Origin of the sequence: Pseudomonas marginalis, assembly GCF_900105325.1 — a bacterium.
GTDB lineage: Bacteria > Pseudomonadota > Gammaproteobacteria > Pseudomonadales > Pseudomonadaceae > Aquipseudomonas > Aquipseudomonas marginalis.
On record NZ_FNSU01000004.1, the window covers coordinates 203,256 to 221,136 of the forward strand.

At 60.4% G+C, this 17,881-nt stretch carries 12 protein-coding genes; 4 read left to right on the forward strand and 8 right to left on the reverse strand.

Features of this window, described 5'->3' with window-relative positions; all coding sequences use genetic code 11:
- Positions 1-16: 16 nt before the first annotated feature.
- The 4 genes from rfbD to rfbB are packed head-to-tail and all read right to left on the reverse strand — an operon-like array spanning position 17 to position 3,381.
- Positions 17-886, reverse strand: coding sequence for a dTDP-4-dehydrorhamnose reductase (rfbD, locus tag BLW22_RS31550; RefSeq protein ID WP_074848401.1), 870 nt, complete (start codon positions 884-886; stop codon positions 17-19).
- On the reverse strand, positions 883-1,428 hold the full coding sequence (rfbC, locus tag BLW22_RS31555) for a dTDP-4-dehydrorhamnose 3,5-epimerase (protein ID WP_065925794.1): 546 nt from the start codon (positions 1,426-1,428) through the stop codon (positions 883-885). Before rfbC ends, rfbD begins: the two co-directional genes overlap by 4 nt.
- A complete protein-coding gene (rfbA, locus tag BLW22_RS31560; protein WP_065925793.1) occupies positions 1,409-2,302 on the reverse strand; it encodes a glucose-1-phosphate thymidylyltransferase RfbA in 894 nt (297 codons plus the stop codon). The genes rfbC and rfbA overlap by 20 nt, the downstream gene beginning before the upstream one ends.
- Entirely contained in the window at positions 2,299-3,381 is a 1,083-nt protein-coding gene (rfbB, locus tag BLW22_RS31565; RefSeq protein ID WP_065925792.1) for a dTDP-glucose 4,6-dehydratase, read from the reverse strand. Before rfbB ends, rfbA begins: the two co-directional genes overlap by 4 nt.
- A gap of 153 nt (positions 3,382-3,534) precedes the next feature.
- Between rfbB and BLW22_RS31570 the strand changes: the two genes are divergently transcribed.
- From BLW22_RS31570 to BLW22_RS31580, 3 genes are all read left to right on the forward strand, one after another.
- Positions 3,535-6,435, forward strand: a complete 2,901-nt coding sequence (locus BLW22_RS31570; protein ID WP_074848403.1) for an aminotransferase — start codon at positions 3,535-3,537, stop codon at positions 6,433-6,435.
- Positions 6,436-6,556: 121 nt separating this feature from the next.
- Positions 6,557-7,663 carry an agmatine deiminase gene (gene aguA / locus BLW22_RS31575; RefSeq protein WP_065925790.1) on the forward strand — a complete coding sequence of 369 codons (1,107 nt, stop codon included), beginning with the start codon at positions 6,557-6,559 and terminating at the stop codon, positions 7,661-7,663.
- A gap of 234 nt (positions 7,664-7,897) precedes the next feature.
- A complete protein-coding gene (locus BLW22_RS31580) occupies positions 7,898-8,113 on the forward strand; it encodes a hypothetical protein (RefSeq protein WP_065925789.1) in 216 nt (71 codons plus the stop codon).
- A 198-nt stretch (positions 8,114-8,311) separates the two neighbouring features.
- Here BLW22_RS31580 and BLW22_RS31585 read toward each other — a convergent pair whose 3' ends face one another.
- Positions 8,312-10,399, reverse strand: a complete 2,088-nt coding sequence (locus BLW22_RS31585) for a TonB-dependent receptor (RefSeq protein ID WP_074848405.1) — start codon at positions 10,397-10,399, stop codon at positions 8,312-8,314.
- A 408-nt stretch (positions 10,400-10,807) separates the two neighbouring features.
- On the opposite strand from BLW22_RS31585, the gene BLW22_RS31590 reads away from it, so the two are divergent.
- Positions 10,808-12,124, forward strand: a complete 1,317-nt coding sequence (locus BLW22_RS31590) for an OprD family porin (protein ID WP_027605121.1) — start codon at positions 10,808-10,810, stop codon at positions 12,122-12,124.
- 73 nt (positions 12,125-12,197) lie between these two features.
- Here BLW22_RS31590 and BLW22_RS31595 read toward each other — a convergent pair whose 3' ends face one another.
- The 3 genes from BLW22_RS31595 to BLW22_RS31605 form a co-directional block, all read right to left on the reverse strand.
- Positions 12,198-14,327: a M48 family metallopeptidase gene (locus tag BLW22_RS31595; RefSeq protein WP_074848408.1), complete on the reverse strand. Its 2,130-nt coding sequence runs from the start codon at positions 14,325-14,327 to the stop codon at positions 12,198-12,200.
- A gap of 204 nt (positions 14,328-14,531) precedes the next feature.
- Positions 14,532-14,816, reverse strand: coding sequence for a DUF3077 domain-containing protein (locus BLW22_RS31600; protein WP_074848410.1), 285 nt, complete (start codon positions 14,814-14,816; stop codon positions 14,532-14,534).
- A 566-nt stretch (positions 14,817-15,382) separates the two neighbouring features.
- Entirely contained in the window at positions 15,383-17,806 is a 2,424-nt protein-coding gene (locus BLW22_RS31605; RefSeq protein ID WP_074848412.1) for a TonB-dependent siderophore receptor, read from the reverse strand.
- Between the last annotated feature and the right edge of the window lie 75 nt (positions 17,807-17,881).

Consider the following 17,881-nt stretch of genomic DNA (forward strand, 5'->3'; position numbering starts at 1 on the left):
TACAGGCGCATTATGCCTAGTGCTGCCCGGCAAGACACTCGCGCAATGCGTCTTGCCACAAGGGCTGGCTGACGTGCCATTGCTGGCGCAGGTGGCTGCAATCCAGACGTGAGTTCAGCGGGCGCCGGGCGGGGGTCGGGTAGGCGCTGGAGGGGATCGCCTCCAGTTCGGCACAGGCGCGGCCACTGGCGCGCAGGTGCTCGCCGATTGCCTGGGCAAAGCCGAACCACGAGGTTTCACCCTCGGCGGTCAGGTGGTAGATGCCCCATTCCCCGGCCTTGCCCCCCTGCCAGCGTTCGATCAGGGCGCGCGTACTGGCGGCAATGGTCCCGGCCCACGTCGGCGCGCCGATCTGGTCGGCGACGATGCGCAGGTGGGGTTTTTCTTGCAGCAGGCGCTGCATGGTCAGCAGGAAGTTCTTGCCGTGGTTGGAGTAGACCCAGCTGGTGCGCAGGACCAGGTACTGGCCTCCCACTGCGGCAATCGCCTGTTCACCCGCCAGTTTGCTCTGGCCGTAGACGCCCAGGGGATTGGGTGTGTCAGCTTCGGTGTAGGGCCCAGGCTTGCTGCCGTCGAACACGTAGTCGGTGGAATAGTGGATCAACGGGATGCCCAGGGCCTTGGCTTCCTCGGCAAGAATCCCGGGGGCGGTGGCGTTGATGGCGAAGGCGAGGTCCGCTTCGCTTTCGGCCTGATCCACTGCCGTGTGGGCGGCGGCGTTGATGATCAGGTCGGGGCGATGGGCGCGCACCTGCTGGCGGATGTGCTTGGCGTCGGCCAGATCGAGGTGCTCGCGGCCAAGCACAATCAGTTCGCCCAGGCCTTGGAGCTGCTGTTGCAGTGCCTGGGAGACTTGGCCATGTTGGCCGGTGATCAGGATTTTCATGGGAATAGATCGGCGTCTTTCAGGCTTTTGCCGCTCTGGTCCTTGGAAGACAAGGTTGGAGGCCCCGTCAATTGCCAGTCGATATTGAGGTCCGGATCGTCCCAGCGGATGCAGCGCTCTGCAGAGGGAGTGTAGTAATCAGTCGTCTTGTAGAGGAATTCTGCGTAGTCGCTGAGCACCACAAAACCATGGGCGAACCCCGGAGGAATCCACAGTTGGCGACTGTTTTCGGTCGATAGCCGAACGCTGGCCCATTTGCCAAATGCAGGTGAGCTCTGACGTATATCCACTGCGACGTCTAACACCTCACCGGCAGTCACTCGCACCAATTTGCCCTGAGCGTGTTCCACTTGGTAATGCAGGCCGCGCAACACGCCTCTTTGTGAGCGCGAGTGGTTGTCCTGAACAAACTCTTGCTGCAGCCCGGTTGCTTGCGCAAAGTCCCGGGCATTGAAACTCTCATAGAAAAAACCGCGTTCATCGCCAAAAACCTTCGGCTCGATGATCAATACCCCGGGCAACTCAGTGGCGGATACATTCATATGGATTATCCCCTGCGAGGGTGAACAAGTATTGACCGTAGCCGGTCTTGCCAAAATATTTGGCCCGCTCCAGCAAGTATTCACGGTCAATCCAGCGGTTCTGGTAAGCAATTTCTTCCAGGCAGGCTACTTTCAGGCCCTGGCGATGCTCGATGGTCTGCACGTAGAGCGAAGCTTCCAACAGGCTGTCGTGGGTGCCTGTATCGAGCCAAGCGAAGCCGCGCCCAAAACGTTCCACATGCAGGTCGCCGCGCTTGAGATAGGCGTTGTTGACGTCGGTAATCTCAAGCTCGCCACGATGTGAAGGTTTCACGGCTTTGGCGATCTCGATCACGTCGTTGTCGTAGAAGTAAAGGCCGGTTACGGCATAGGGGGACTTTGGCTTCAGTGGTTTCTCTTCAATCGACAGGGCGCGACCATCCTTGTCGAAGTCGATCACGCCAAATCGTTCTGGGTCTTTTACCCAATAACCAAATACCGTCGCGCCGGAAGGACGCCTGGCTGCAGTCCGCAACTGTTCGCCGAAATATTGGCCGTGGAAAATGTTGTCACCCAGGATCAGGCATACCGGGTCATTACCGATAAATTCTTCGCCAATGATAAATGCCTGGGCCAAGCCATCCGGCGACGGCTGCTCGGCATAGGTGAAGCGCACGCCGAACTGGCTGCCATCGCCCAGCAAGTTACGATACTGCGGCAAGTCCACTGGCGTGGAAATCACGAGGATGTCTTTGATTCCCGCCAGCATCAGCACCGAGATCGGGTAATAGATCATCGGCTTGTCATACACTGGCAGCAGCTGCTTGGACACGCCCAGGGTAATGGGGTGCAAGCGAGTGCCTGAGCCTCCTGCCAATACGATTCCCTTCATCATGCAATCAGATCCTTCATGTCGGTGTTGCCCAATCGTTCACCCTGATAACTGCCGTCCTGTACCCGGCGGCACCATTCCAGGTTGTCGAGGTACCACTGTACGGTCTTGCGCAGGCCGGTCTCGAACGTTTCTTCCGGGACCCAGCCCAGTTCGCGTTCGATCTTGCTGGCGTCGATTGCATAGCGCTGATCGTGGCCCGGTCGATCTTTGACGAACGTGATCAGGTCGGCAAATTTTTCCACACCGGCCGGACGTTGCGGTGCCAATTCTTCCAGCAGGCCGCAGATGCCTCGTACCACGTCGATGTTTTTTTGCTCATTGTGGCCGCCGATATTGTAGGTCTCGCCGACCACACCTTCAGTTACCACTTTCAGAAGTGCGCGGGCATGGTCCTCGACGAACAGCCAGTCGCGCACCTGCAAACCATTACCATAGACCGGTAATGGCTTGCCCGCGAGCGCGTTGAGGATGACCAGCGGGATCAACTTCTCGGGGAAGTGGAAAGGGCCGTAGTTGTTCGAACAATTGGTCAGCAATACCGGCAGGCCGTAGGTGCGCTGCCAGGCACGCACCAGGTGGTCGGACGCCGCTTTGCTCGCGGAGTAAGGTGAACTGGGCGCGTAAGGCGTGGTTTCGGTGAAAAGATCGTCAACGCCGTGCAGGTCGCCGTACACCTCATCGGTGGAGATGTGATGGAAACGGAAAGCGCTCTTGGAGGGCTCCGCCAGCGTGTGCCAGTACGCGCGGGTGGCCTCCAGCAGGCTGTAGGTGCCGACGATATTGGTCTGGATAAAATCCGACGGCCCGTCAATCGAACGATCGACATGGGATTCTGCAGCCAAGTGCATGATTGCCTGTGGCTCGAAGCGCGTCAGCACGGCGCTGACGCTGGCCTGGTCAATGATATCGGCCTGTACGAACTCATAGCGGCTGTTGGACGCAATGCTGTTCAGTGATTCCAGATTGCCGGCATAGGTAAGTTTGTCCAGGTTGAGCACTTCGTGTTCGGTGTTTTGGATCAGATGGCGGATCAGGGCGGAGCCGATAAATCCAGCGCCGCCGGTGATGAGAATGCGCATGTCGGAGGGCCTTTTCCTTAGACGGACATTAAGCGAATGAAGCATAGCTTGAGTTGTGCGGAAGATAGGCGCAAGCGCGGTATGCGTAGGGGGGTTGCCTAACTCACCTGAACAATGGCGATATACACCCCTGAAAAAAACGAGGCCACGCCCATGCTGCTTGCTACGTTGATCCATCGCGCCAATCTACCCTGCCCGCAAGTAGGCCCCGACCAGGCAGCGCAATTGCTCGAGCAGCACTACGGCCTCACGGGCACCCTGCAATCACTGGGCAGCCAGCAAGACCTCAATTACAAAGTCGACAGCACTCGCGGCCGGTTTGTTCTGAAGATCTGCCGGGGCGACTATGCGGCGATTGAGCTGCAGGCCCAGCACGCGGCCCTCGACACCCTGCAGGCCGTGCGGGTGCCCAAGGTCATCAAGGCCCTGGGCGGTGAAGAACTGTTGAGCGTGACGGTCGATGGCCAGCCCCTGCACCTGCGGCTGCTGGACTATATCGACGGCCAGCCGTTGACCCATCTGCCGCATTTGGGGCGCGACGTGATCGCAGGCTTCGGCGACCTGTGCGGGCGCATGAGCCTGGCGCTGGCGGATTTCTCCCACCCTGGATTGGACCGTACCCTGCAATGGGACCCGCGCCATGCCCGGGAACTGATCACCCATCTGTTGGCCACCCTGGAAAACCTGCCCCACCGCGCCGCGCTGGAACAGGTGGCCGAGCAGGTTGAACAGCGCATTCGCCCCCTGGCCGACCGCCTGCCCTGGCAAGCGGTGCACATGGACATCACCGATGACAACGTGGTGTGGCAGCGCGATGCGCAACGGCACTGGCAACTGCAAGGCGTCATCGATTTCGGCGACCTGGTGCACACCTGGCGGATTGCCGACCTGTCGGTGACCTGCGCGGCCCTGTTGCACCATGCCGAGGGCGACCCGTTTGCCATCCTGCCGGCGGTCCGGGCCTGCCATGCCGTGACCCCACTGCAGCGCGAGGAGTTGCAGGCGTTGTGGCCGCTGATCGTCGCCCGTGCGGCAGTGTTGGTATTAAGCAGCGAACAGCAGCAGCGCCTGGATCCGGACAACACTTACCTGTTGAAAAACGCCGAACACGAGTGGGAAATTTTCCATGTGGCGACGTCGGTGCCGTTTGAGCTGATGGAGGCTGCGATTCTCGGCAGTGTCGGTGAGACGCTGTCGTCGATTGCCAGCCAGGACTTCGCGCCGTTGCTACCGGGCCTGGTGGGGCGTGAGTTCGCGCTGATCGACCTGGGGGTGCTCAGCCCGCATTTCGAAGCCGGCAATTGGGAACTGCCCGGCATTGATCGGCAGTTGCTGGATCAGGCGGCGGCCGTGCATGGGCTGGCGGCAAGTCGTTATGGCCAATATCGGCTGTCGCGCACTTGCCCGGACAGTGCCACCGAACCGCAGACTTTCCCCCTCCACGTAGAGCTGCATCTGCCCCATGGCACGGTGTTGGAGGCGCCTTTTGCCGGAACGCTGCATCAGGACGCCGATGGCCTTGTGAGCGTGCAAGGGGTGGAGCTGAGCGTGCGGTTGTGGGGCGTGGACACCCGGTTGAAGCACGGTTCATTGCTGGTGGAGGGGCAGGTTCTCGGTGAGGTCCATGGACCGCTGACCGTGCAACTGTGCCGTGCCGACCTCGAACCGCCGCTGTTTTGTACACCGTCCCGGGCCTTGGCCTGGCAAGCCTTGTGCCCCTCGCCCGCGGCATTACTGGGACTGGCCTGCGATGCCGAACCGGAACTCGACCCCCACGCCCTGCTGGCCCGGCGTGACGCCAGTTTTGCCCGCTCGCAGAAGCACTATTACGTCGACCCGCCACGCATCGAGCGCGGCTGGCGCAACCACCTGATCGATATGCAGGGCCGCTCCTACCTGGACATGCTCAATAACGTTGCCGTACTGGGTCACGGCCACCCGCGCATGGCGGCGGTCGCGGCGCGGCAATGGTCGCTGCTCAATACCAACTCGCGGTTTCACTATGCCGCCATTGCCGAGTTTTCCGAGCGCTTGCTGGCGCTGGCGCCGGCGGGCATGGATCGGGTGTTCCTGGTCAACAGCGGCACCGAGGCCAACGACCTGGCCATCCGCCTGGCCTGGGCCTACAGCGGTGGGCGCGACATGCTCAGTGTGCTGGAGGCCTATCACGGCTGGTCGGTGGCGGCGGATGCGGTGTCCACCTCGATTGCGGACAATCCCCAGGCCTTGAGCAGCCGCCCGGAATGGGTCCACCCGGTCACTGCGCCGAACACCTATCGCGGTGAATTCCGCGGGCGGGACAGTGCGCCGGACTACGTACGAAGCGTGGAACATAACCTGGCGAAAATCGTTGCGAGCAAGCGCCAACTGGCCGGGTTTATCTGTGAACCGGTGTACGGCAACGCCGGCGGCATCTCCCTGCCGCCGGGTTACTTGCAGCAGGTGTACGGGTTGGTGCGTGCCCAAGGCGGCGTGTGCATCGCCGATGAAGTGCAGGTCGGCTACGGCCGCATGGGGCACTTTTTCTGGGGCTTCGAAGAGCAGGGCGTGGTGCCCGACATCATCACCATGGCCAAGGGCATGGGCAACGGTCAGCCACTTGGCGCGGTGATCACCCGTCGCGAGATCGCCGAGGCATTGGAGGCCGAGGGGTATTTCTTCTCGTCGTCGGGGGGCAGCCCGGTGAGTTGCCGGATCGGCATGGCGGTGCTGGATGTGATGGAAGAAGAAAAGCTGTGGGAAAACGCCCAGGTGGTCGGCGGGCATTTCAAGGCCCGGCTGGAAGCGCTGATCGACCGTCATCCCCTGGTGGGCGCGGTTCACGGTTCCGGTTTCTATCTGGGCCTGGAGTTGGTGCGTGACCGGCAAACCCTGGAGCCCGCCACCGAAGAGACCACCCTGTTGTGTGATCGCTTGCGGGAGTTGGGGATTTTCATGCAGCCGACTGGCGATTATTTGAACATCCTCAAGATCAAGCCGCCGATGGTGACCTCCAAACGTAGCGTGGACTTCTTTGTCGACATGCTGTCGAAGGTGCTGGATGAGCAACTGTAAATAATCGATTGTTATCGGTGATTGGCTGTCATATTTTTCATCCAGGCTGTCTGTTCGCTTTTAAAGCCGATTTTTATCCGTTATAAAGTCGGCCTTTACCCCATTCGGAGTCCTGATCGCCATGACCACCCTGCACAGCACCCCCCGCGCCGATGGCTTCCACATGCCCGCCGAATGGGCGCCACAGACCCAAACCTGGATGGTGTGGCCCGAGCGCCCGGACAACTGGCGCCTGGGCGGCAAGCCCGCGCAGGCCGCTCACGTGGCCGTGGCCAAGGCCATCGCACGTTTTGAGCCGGTGACCGTTGCGGTTTCCGCCGGCCAGTACGAAAACGCCCGCGCCCGCCTGGACGTGCCGAATATCCGTGTGGTGGAAATGTCCAGCGATGACGCCTGGGTGCGCGATACCGGCCCGACGTTCGTGATCAACGACCGTGGCGAAGTGCGCGGCGTGAACTGGGATTTCAACGCTTGGGGCGGTTTTGACGGTGGCCTGTATTCGCCGTGGAACCGCGACTCGCAGGTGGGCGGCAAGATCCTCGAAATCGAGCGCGCGCCGCGTTACCGCACAGAGGGTTTCGTGCTGGAAGGCGGCTCGATCCACGTCGACGGCGAAGGCACCCTGATCACCACCGAAGAGTGCCTGCTCAATCGCAACCGTAATCCGCACCTCGACCGTGCCGAAATCGAAGCGGTGCTCAGCGCCAACCTGGCTGTGGATAAGATCATCTGGCTGCCGGACGGCCTGTTCAACGACGAAACCGACGGTCATGTGGATAACTTCTGCTGCTACGTGCGCCCGGGCGAAGTATTGCTGGCCTGGACCGACGACCCGCAAGACCCGAACTACGGACGTTGCCACGCCGCCATGGCCGTCCTGCAAAGCAGCACCGACGCCCAGGGGCGCTCGTTCACAGTGCATAAAATGCCGATCCCGGGGCCGTTGTATGCCACTGAGGAAGAGTGCGCAGGGGTCGACCCGGTGGACGGCACACAGGAACGCAATCCGACCGTGCGGTTGGCGGGTTCCTACGTCAACTTCCTGATCGTCAACGGCGGCATCATCGCGCCAAGTTTCGACGACCCGTTGGACGCTGAAGCCAAGGCTATCCTGCAGAACCTGTTCCCGCAGCACGAAGTGGTGATGGTGCCGGGCCGTGAACTGTTACTGGGTGGCGGTAATATCCATTGCCTGACCCAACAACAGCCTGCCCCGCATAAAAACTGAGTGCAGTTGTAACAATGCCTTTCCGGCAGCCGGGCGCTCCTCGGTGTCGGCCCCTACAGCAAGCCCACGGCCCATCACGCTCGTGGGCTTTTTTGTGCCCACCCACCTATAAACACGCGACATTGGCATAGCTCTTGTATCGGTGTTGCCCCAGTGTCCCAGGGTGATGACCGCACAGTTCTGTCATAAACCTTGAGTAAGTTAGCCGCTCACGCAGCAGGAGAGAGCGCCGAAATGAATGCCAATATCAACCCGATGTACACGCGCACCTTCCACCCTTCGCGGGTTGACGGTGACGCGATCCATGCGCTGGGGCTCTGGTTGAAGGAAAACGGCTCGCGACAAGTCAGGCAGCAGCCGGATTTGCGCAGTGTGATGAGTGAACGCTACCCGGTGGGGTTGTTCAGCGAGGATGAAATGCACGCGTTGTGCGAGTTGATTGAAAACTGAACAATCACCACTGATGTCGTAGATACCGTCTATCCAACACCGCGTAAATCCGTAGCTGCTGCCGAGCACAAGCGAGGCTGCGTCGGCCGCGACTCGAGATTGAATCGGCTGCGCGCCCTACGCAGCCTCGCTTGCGCTCGGCAGCTGCTACGGGGTTTGTGTGGTGTTGCTTGAGACGACCTCTACGGGTTTATCGGGTTAGAAGCTGTAGGTGCCTGTCACCACCAGGTTACGCGGATCGCCCGGCTGAATCTGCGCCACACTGGTCGCCGATTCGTAGTAGGTCTTGTCGGCGATGTTGTTCAGCGCCGCGCGCACATCCCATTCTTTCTGCCGGAACCCGACCAACGCATCCCAACTGCCATAACCCGGCAGCACCACGGTGTTGAGGCTGTCGGCGTAGCGGTCGCCGACCAGGGTCAAACCGGTTTCCGCGTACCAGCCCATCTCCGGTTTCCAGGTGACAAACAGGCTTGCATTGCGCTTGGCCACGTCGCTGACGCGCTTGCCTTCAAAGCCGTTGTTGTCCTTCTCGACCTTGGCATCCTGCAGGCCGACACCACCGCGTACAGACCAGTTGCCGACGATCTTGCCGGTGGCTGTCAGCTCCACGCCGCGCGAGCGCTGCAGGCCGCTGAGCAGGGTAATGGTGCGGTCCAGCGGGTCGCTGGTGCGGCGGTTGTAGAGTTCCAGTTCGTACACCGCCAGGGTGGTGCTCAGGCGATCGTCGAGCCAGTCGCTTTTTACGCCGATCTCTTTTTGCTTGGTCAGCTCGGGGCTCAGGTCGTTGACGCTGCCGGCGGCGTTCGGGGTGATGCCGATCAGGCCGCCACCGGCCGGTGAGAAGGTCTTGCTCCACGAGGCATAGAACGAGTGGTGTTCCAGGGGCGTCCACACCAGGCCAAAGCGCGGGCTGGTGCTGTGGCTTTTGACGTCTTGTTGGGTATTGAGCAGTTTGTTTTTGGTGTCCACTTCGAAACGGTCGTAACGCAGGCCGGCCAGCACTTGCCACTGGTCGTTCAGGCGCAGTTGGTCTTGCACATACAGGGCGCGGCTTTCGACTTCGGTGTGGTTGTTACTCGATACGCTCATGCGCCCGGTGTGGCTCAGGCGACGGTTGGGCTGGTTGAGGTCCAGGGCTGGCACGGCCTGGCCACCGCGGTTCACAGCAGTGGCGGTGTACAGCTTTGGATCGCGGCGCTGGCTGCCCAGCTCCACGCCGGTGAGCAGGCGGTGTTCCAGGCCGAAGGTGCTGAAGCCTCCTTCCAGCTCGACGTTGTTGAAGACGTTGAGGGTGGTCAGGTCTTGCTGCCAGCGTTGGCGCGTCACCCGATTGGTCGCGGCGCTATAGCCGGTCTGGTAAGTGTTGTCGAAATCGCTGTCGAGCTTGAACACGCCGAGGGTCTGGCGCAGTTGCCAGTTGTCGTTGAGTTCGTAGGCCAGCTTGGAGCGCAGGGACTGGGTCTTGTCGTCGATGTAATCGCGGCTGTCGCCGTAGGTGGTGCTGCGACTGACGTCGGCGGGGCGGCCGTTGACGCCGGGGATGCCGCGATCCGGCGTGCGGTTGTAGCGGCTGTATTCGTATTGCACCAGCCAATTGAGATCCGGGGTGAGCTGCCAGCTCATGGACGGCGCGAACAGTTGGCGATTGCCGCTGACGCCGTCGCGGAAGCTGTTGTTGTCCTGGTTGCCCATGTTCAGACGCAGGCTGATGTTGTCGGTGGGGTCGGTGCTCAGGTCGGCATACACACTGCGCAAATCGTTGCTGCCGCCCTGGGCCTCGATGCTCGACTTGCGCCCGGCCGTTGGCAGTTTGCTCACGCGGTTGACGATCCCGCCCTGGCCGCCTCGCCCGTAAAGCACGGCTGCCGGGCCTTTGAGCACTTCGATGCGCTCGATGTTGTGCAGGTCGCGCACGTACTGGCTGTCGTCGCGAATGCCATCGAGGTAGAAGTCGTTGCTCGCGTCGAAACCACGGATGCGCAGACTGTCGAAGCGCGTGTCGGCGCCGCTGCTGACGTTGGGGATGCCGCTCAAGGCCCGGCCCAGGTCGTTGGTGCCGTAGGCGCGCAGGCTTTCGGTCTTCACCGAGTCGATGGCCTGGGGCACATACCGTACCGGTGTGGCGGTGCGGGTCGCGGTGCTGGTTTCCTTGACGCGCGGGTCGTCTTCGTCAGCTTCGGCGCTGATCGAGGTTTCGGGCAAGGTGGTGGCCGCACAGGCAAAACCGGCAGACAGCAGAACAGAAAGCCCAAGGGTCATGGGCGTCAGGCGAAGGGCAGGCATGGTGGAATGCATCCAAAGGGTTTGGCAGGAAAAAGCACGCTAATGGTAATGCTTTGCATTTGCGTGCGTTATCCATTACCAAACGTATCGGCTTTGAAATATGTTACGAGATGTGTTTCATGGGTCGTTAAAGACAGAATCTGGTCGTTTTCAGAAAGGCAGTAGGCCTTTGCTTAGAATTATTTCGCCTAAATACAGACGATTCACGAAATTGACACATAGTTCAACGCGCGACTAGGATTGCGCCCAACGCCTGTGGCTAACAGCCATGACTCATCCAATAAGAAAAGGCCCGCGGCATGTTCAGTCGTCCGCGGGCCTTCTTTTTTCGGAAAAGTCGACACCAGAAAAGCGACATGGAGCCTGGTGTCATCGCGCGTACTCAACCCGTAATAAGGAATACAAAAAATGTTGAAGCAACGGATGAGTCTGATCGCTCTGGGGATTTTGAGCGCATCGACAGCAATGGCAAACGACCAGGAGCAATCCAAGGGTTTTGTTGAAGACAGCCACCTGAACATCGCGGCCCGTAACGCCTACATCAGCCGCGACTACAAAAACGGCAAGCAAGACAAAGCCGAATGGGGCCAAGGCTTCATCGGCAAGTTCGAGTCCGGCTTCACCCAAGGCACTGTCGGTGTGGGTGTGGACGTGATCGGCCAATATGCTATCCGTCTGGACGGTGGCCAAGGTCGCGCCGGCGCGGGGGGGATCGACTTCTTCAAGCAGGGTAATGGCACCACTAACCCAGATGGCTCGGCAAACCCTGGCTCGGCACCACACGACCTGGCCAAAGGCGGCGCAGCGGTCAAGTTCCGCGTCTCCAACACGGTGCTCAAGTACGGTGATCAGTTCCCTAACGTTCCGGTCCTGGCCTACGACAACTCCCGTCTGCTGTCCGAAACGTTCACGGGTACGTCGATCGTCTCCAAAGAGATCGCCGGCCTGCAACTCGACGCCGGTCACTTCACCAAGGAAGCTCGCAAGAGCGCCGAAGGTACCGACAGCGGCCGTCTGAAAAGCATCGACTACGTCGGTGGCAGCTACAAATTCACCGAAAACCTGTCGGCCGCGCTGTACGCCTCCGACATGCAAGACGTGCTGAAGAAGCAATACGTCAACGTCAACTACGTGCTGGCCCTGCCAGAGAAACAGTCGCTGACCTTTGACTTCAATGGCTACAAGACCAAGCTGGACAAGAGCTTCGCCCTGGAAAACCAAGGCAGCGAAGACGCTCGCGACAACAAGATCTGGAGCCTGGGCGCCACATGGGCTGTCGGCCCGCACAGCTTCACCGTCGCTCACCAGCGCAGCACGGGCGACACCGGCTACCTGTACGGCGGCTACCGCAACGCTGGCGGCATCGGCGACGGCGGCAACACCATCCTGCTGGCCAACTCCTACTGGTCCGACTTCAACGGCAAGGACGAGCGCTCCTGGCAGGCCGGCTACGGCCTGGACTTCAGCACCTTCGGCGTGCCTGGCCTGACCTACAACGTGGCCTACGTGCGCGGTACCAACATTGACGACGGTTCCAACCGTGGCAATGGCACCGAGCGCGAGATCTTCAACCAGTTCAAATACGTCGTGCAGAGCGGCCCGGCCAAAGACCTGAGCCTGCGTGCTCGTGCGTCCTGGTTGCGCGTTTCCAGCAATGCCGACAAGTACAACGTAGGCGGTAACGAAATCCGTCTGTTCGCCGACTACCCGATCAACGTTTTCTAAGTGATCACACGTCGCGCCTGATTCCAGGCGATAAAAAACCCCGACTGGTTCGGGGTTTTTTTATGGGGGTGCATCAGTCCTCGTGGCTCTGCAAAATTTTGCGCGCCAACGCCGCATTCCTGTAGTCGAGCATCAAGGACAACCCCTCATAGGGTTCGATCTTTTTATTGTCGATACACAGCTGTGCCATCAGCAGCAGTACCTGGCGTTTCTTCTTGTTGACCCGCACGCCGGGTACACCGAACGCGGTTTTGCGCGTTACGGGTAACGGCGCCTCGGGCGTCAGTTGGACGGTTACCCAGATGCCCTGGACAAACTGCAACGTGATCTCCTCGATATGTTCGATGGGCAGCGGTTGCGCCAGGTTATTGAACACAAAATGCTCCGGTGTCAGGCGCAACGCGGTCTGCGGCGCGCGCTTGAATCGACGGATGCCCAGCCAGAGCAGGCCCAGCCCGATAAGACCCAGGCACGCGCCCGCGCCGACTGCCGACAGCGGCGTGCCTTTCAAACGCTCCGGGGCGAGCCAGACTCGACTCAGGATAAACAGGGCCGCCAGCACAAAGGGCAGGCCCGACACCGCCATCAGCACCCCGCGCCACTGGCCGCCTTCATGCAGGCGGCGCTCACCCTCGGCCGAAGCGGCCAAGGTTTCCAGCAGTTGGGTGTGCGCGCTGTTCTCCGACACGGCCATGTCCATCACGTCGCGAGACAGCTGCTCGCGCAATGCCTGGGGGGCGCTGAAATAGGCATCCATCTGCGCATTCGCCATGTCGCTATCCACCTCGCGGATGGCGCCGCGCAGGGTATCGTCCAGTGGCACGTGCAGCGCCTGCAGGCGTTCGCCATTGGAGGGGTGGGAGTCGGTGGGATGGGGTTGATGAATCTCCAGGGCTTCGGCTGATGGTTGCAATTTACACTCACGCAAGCTCGTGAACACGGCGTCGGGCAGGTCTGTAGCCGTACCTGCCTCACACAACGCCAACAGTGCATCCTCAACGTGCGGCTGCAACACCGACATCCGCAACAACGCCGAAGCCGCCGCCTCAGGGCCCACCAACTGCGCGCCGGCAGCGTCCGCCAGCAATTCGCGCTCACGGCTCCAGTGGTTAACCGCGTGATCGAAACGCTGCATGAAAAACACCCCGAACAGCAACGACGGGCGCATCAGCCAGCCTTGGATCAAATCGCTGCCCAGCAGGGTTTGCAGCAGCGCCTCCAGGCTGCGATTGACCCCATCGTAGATCGGCAAAAAGCGCAGGCTGTATTCCGTGTCCTGCCCCACAAAGTGCGCCAGCTCATGGCCGATCACCGCGCTGATTTCTTCACGGCTCAGCAGGCCCAGATACAGCAACGGCACATGCAAGGTGCGCCCCTGCAGCAAAGTATTCGCCGGTTGCACAGTGGCCGCGCTGGAGGTCACGTAAAAGCCCTGGGCCAGGCTCACCACGATGTGGTCCGGTGGCAGCGCACCGAGCCTACCCGCCAGCTCGTCCACATGGCGCCACAACCCTGGAGCCAGCGCGGGCGTCACCACCTGGCCGAACATCTCCAGCGGCTCGGGCTTGAACATCCCCAGCATAGGGCGCAGCTGTCTGAGCAACTGCCAGATCGAATACACACAAAACGCCGCGATCACCCCCAGCACCGCCATCAGCTTGACTTCGCCGCTGCCCAGCCGGCCGATATGCCACATCCCCAAGCCTTCGAAACTCAACGCCAACGCGACGGCCGCCGCCACCGCCACCACATGGCCCACCAGCACATAAGGCAGCAGGCGGCTGCCCAGGGAGAACGCCTGCACTAACCTCTCCCGTGATTGCCGTGCCCGCCGCCCGGCCCAGTACGTACCTGCCAACGCAGCCGTACCAATCAACGCCGCCAACAGCCCCAAGCCCATCACCCACGGCGTCAGGACCCGCATCGCACCGTTCACGCGGTGGGCGATGGGCAGTTCGGCTTCGATTTTTGCCAGGCGCGAGAGGGCCATTTGCACGCTGATTTTTTCATCGACCAGATCGACCGTCGCCGCCGGCTCCTTCGCTGCGAGCGCTTGGAGTTGCTGTTTAGCGATAGTCACAGTGACGTGGTAATCGACCAGCGCCGTGGTGGTTTCGTCAGCACGCTGACGCTCCCAGCCGCCGAGGGCGGCCAGCAACAGTGGGAAAACGATGAGGAGGCAGATCAGTTTGAGGGCGTTCATGGGAGTCCGTTCACGACGCAGGGGTGTTCAGGTTTATACCGAAAAAAACGCCCCTGGGTATCTACACCACTCTCAAATGCGGGCACACCACTCTGTGGTGAGCGGGCTTGCCCCGCGCCGGGCTGCGCAGCAGCCCCAATAAAGACACTGAGATTTTTCTGTTAAAACTAAGCGCCTGGTTTTGGGGCCGCTTCACAGCCCTACTTACAGCCCGGTATTCCCAGGCGACTCCAACACCTTCACCCCATCATCAATCACCGCCTTGCTCATCTCCTGCAAGTAATGCGACGCCCAGGCATGACGGTCCGTCTCCTTCGTCATCGCTGCATCTTCGGCGAGGAGCTTGGCAACGTGGGGCAAGTCGGAAACGTGATGCAAGGCTTCATGCAGGGAAACACCGCTGTTGACGCGGAACAGAGGTTGGTCGGAGTGAAAGGAGAACGGGGTGACGCCGAGGGTGGTTAACGCAGAGGGATTTGGAGCGTTCATTGGTAAAACTCCCCTATCGAGTGAGAGCTACCACGTTCGTTCTCAGGCGAATGGGTGGCAGCTGTGCGCAGGCTGAGAAACCGGAGATACAGGAACCCGGCAGACCCGAAGGTCTCCCACGCACAGCCGCCATTGCACGAATTTTCAGGCGAAAAAAAAAACGCCTTCAAAATCGGGTGTTGGGGGCGCTTGGTGCGCCTGCATCTTGCCGGGTTCTCAGGCCCGATCGCTGAATTGGCAGCGACGGGGGGAGGTTAGCGTGGTGAGCGGTGAGGAGCAATCGGGAAAATAGATCGATTGATTTTTCAGTTATTCCTTAAAGGTAGCGACCGGGCGTTGATGCCATTAACGAATGGTAAACCTCCTGAATTCGAACGTTGTCGATCATCCCTTCCGTAGAGAATAGGCAGGAATCCGCCAAAAGCTGCCGTGGCAGCAGGCAGCAGGCTGCCGAAAGCAGTCCGCTGTCAACGCCCTCTATCGGACGACGCTGTTGAAATATCGAGTACTAAAGCGGTTTTGTCTGGCAATTGCGCTACGTGCCGATCCGGTCGCCAAGGGGGTGCTTACCAGTTGTAACTCACCGACCCGGTCACATTTCGGCGATACCCGTATTTGCAGCTGTCGCCGGTGTAACCACACTGGGACACATAGGTTTCGTCGGTCAGGTTGGACGCATTGAGCGCCAGCTTCGCCCCTGCATAGGATGAAGACAGCTTGCCCAGGTCGTAGCTCAGGCTGGCGTCAAATAGCGTGTAGTGGGGAATGCCTTCGCTGTTTTGCGAGTCGATATAGCTCTTGCCGACATAGCGTACTCCTCCCCCTATCGCCAAGCCCGATAGCGCGCCGCCCTGAATGGTGTATTGCGACCAGAGCGAGGCCAGTTGTTCAGGGGTATTGCCAGGTTGATTGCCTTTCTCATCGGCCGTATTGCTGCGGGTAATTTCAAGGTGTGAATAGCTGTAGTTGGCCATCAACTCCAGCGCATCGGACACCTGCGCCTTGATTTCCAGTTCGATACCGCGCGACTGGATTTCTCCGGTCGCCACCGAGAAACGATTGTTGGCAGGATCGGCAGTCAGTACATTTTGCCGCGTCAGGTCGAACAGCGAGACGGTCACGTAGCTGTCACTGCCCTTGGGTTGGAATTTGATCCCGACTTCGTACTGGCGACCGGTTTCGGGTTCGAAGGCACTGCCGTCACGCGCCACTGCCGTGATGTTAGGGAAAAACGACTCCGAATAGCTCGCGTAGGGCGCCAGGCCGTTGTCTGCCAGGTACATCACACCGGTCCGCCACGTGAAGGCGTGATCGCGCTGCTTGAGGTCTGCCGCCGTATCGGTGGCGTAATGGACCGTTTTCGAGCGTGCCCAGTCTTGGCGACCGCCCAGGTTGAAGACCCAATGTTCGTCGAATTTGAGCTGTTCCGAGAGATACACCCCCGCCTGGTCAAGCTGACGACGCTGGTTGATGTCGTAAGAAGCGTCCAGGTCGCTGTAATCCTGGTGATAGACCGGCGCATACACATCCAGGGGATCAACCACGTTGCCACCCCCCAACTGGTTGGTACTGGCGTGTTGCAAGTCGATGCCGACCAGCGTTGTATGTTCGAAACGGCCGGCGTTCCACTGGGCCTGGAAGTGGTTATCGAGCAGCGCATTCTTCACCTTTTCGTGGCCCAGATAACCGAAGCGGCCCACGGTGCGCTGGTCGTCATCCAGGCCGTATTGGTAAATCGTGCGCTGTTCCTGGTAGGAACGGCTGTAACGGGCGTTCTGGCGGAATGTCCAGATATCATTGAGGTGATGTTCAAACTGATACCCCAGTGACCACTGTTCTACATCATATTTGTCGAAGTCAGGGTCGCCGACAAAACGATCCGTAGCGATCCGTCCGTAACGCGAGCTGTCGAGTGTGCCTACCCGGGGCAACGCGTAGTAGCCCAGCACATTGCGGTCTTTTTGAAAGGACGCCAGCACCGTCAGCGAGGTGTCGTCCGAGGGGCGCCAACTGATTGCCGGGGCGATGAATTTACGGTCATCACGGGCGTAGTCGATTTGCGTACCGCTGTCTCGCCACAGCCCGGTGAGGCGATAAGTCAAGACGCCGTCCTCGCTAAGCGGCCCGCCGAAGTCCGCAGCCAATTGCTTGCGATCAAAACTGCCTGCCTGCGCCACCAGTTCATGCAGCGGCTCATCGGTGGGACGCTTGCTGATCACGTTGACCATGCCGCCCGGTGAGCTTTGACCGTAGAGCACCGACGATGGCCCGCGCAGCACTTCCACGCGCTCCAGCCCATAGACTTCACCCACGGCACGGCTCTGGTTGGCAAAGCTGTACTGGCGCAGGCCATCGCGATAGATACCACCGCCAGTCGTCGCGTCAAAGCCACGAATACTAATCGTGTCGCGCCGGGTATCGACACCGTTGGCTTCACCATTGACCCCGGCGGTGTAGCGCAGCACCTGCCCGATGCTTTGTGGCTGCTGGGCATCGATTTGCTTACGGGTGACCACGCTGATCGATTGCGGCGTTTCCATGATCGACGTATCGGTCTTGTTGGCACTCATGGTCCGGCTGGCGACCAGGCCATCGTTGCGGCCTAACGAGGTGTCGTAGGCGGTGCCACTGATGGCGGTCGGCGCTAGCTCCAGCACGTCGCCGTTGCTCGGTACCAGCAGCAGGCTACCGTCGTCCTGGCGCTCATAGGTCAGCCCAGAGCCGAGCAAGAGCTGCGCCAGGCCGGCCTCAGTACTGAAATCGCCTTGCAGCCCCTGGGTTTTCTTGCCGGCCGTCAGCGTTGAGCTGCCCGCCATGGTAATCCCCGCCTGTGCGCCGAAACGTGACAGCGCAGAATCCAGGGGGCCAGCGTCGATGCTGTAATGCTGCGAACTACCCGCGGCAAAGACTGGAAGGCTGCAAAGCGGTTGCACGCTGAGCAACAACAGTCCAAGCGTACGGGCACGCAGGGCGCGGGAAGGTGAAGTCATACGAGGCTCCTAAGGGGTCAAGACCCACCTCTGGCGGGTGGGTGATCCCTATAGGCCAAGCGAGTACGAAAAAAC

Coding starts and splice junctions, on each gene's coding strand:
- rfbD (WP_074848401.1), bottom strand. CDS start 886: ATGAAAATCCTGATCACCGGCCAACATGGCCAAGTCTCCCAGGCACTG.
- rfbC (WP_065925794.1), bottom strand. CDS start 1,428: ATGAATGTATCCGCCACTGAGTTGCCCGGGGTATTGATCATCGAGCCG.
- BLW22_RS31605 (WP_074848412.1), bottom strand. CDS start 17,806: ATGACTTCACCTTCCCGCGCCCTGCGTGCCCGTACGCTTGGACTGTTG.
- BLW22_RS31590 (WP_027605121.1), top strand. CDS start 10,808: ATGTTGAAGCAACGGATGAGTCTGATCGCTCTGGGGATTTTGAGCGCA.
- BLW22_RS31600 (WP_074848410.1), bottom strand. CDS start 14,816: ATGAACGCTCCAAATCCCTCTGCGTTAACCACCCTCGGCGTCACCCCG.
- aguA (WP_065925790.1), top strand. CDS start 6,557: ATGACCACCCTGCACAGCACCCCCCGCGCCGATGGCTTCCACATGCCC.
- BLW22_RS31585 (WP_074848405.1), bottom strand. CDS start 10,399: ATGCCTGCCCTTCGCCTGACGCCCATGACCCTTGGGCTTTCTGTTCTG.
- rfbA (WP_065925793.1), bottom strand. CDS start 2,302: ATGATGAAGGGAATCGTATTGGCAGGAGGCTCAGGCACTCGCTTGCAC.
- BLW22_RS31580 (WP_065925789.1), top strand. CDS start 7,898: ATGAATGCCAATATCAACCCGATGTACACGCGCACCTTCCACCCTTCG.
- BLW22_RS31570 (WP_074848403.1), top strand. CDS start 3,535: ATGCTGCTTGCTACGTTGATCCATCGCGCCAATCTACCCTGCCCGCAA.
- BLW22_RS31595 (WP_074848408.1), bottom strand. CDS start 14,327: ATGAACGCCCTCAAACTGATCTGCCTCCTCATCGTTTTCCCACTGTTG.
- rfbB (WP_065925792.1), bottom strand. CDS start 3,381: ATGCGCATTCTCATCACCGGCGGCGCTGGATTTATCGGCTCCGCCCTG.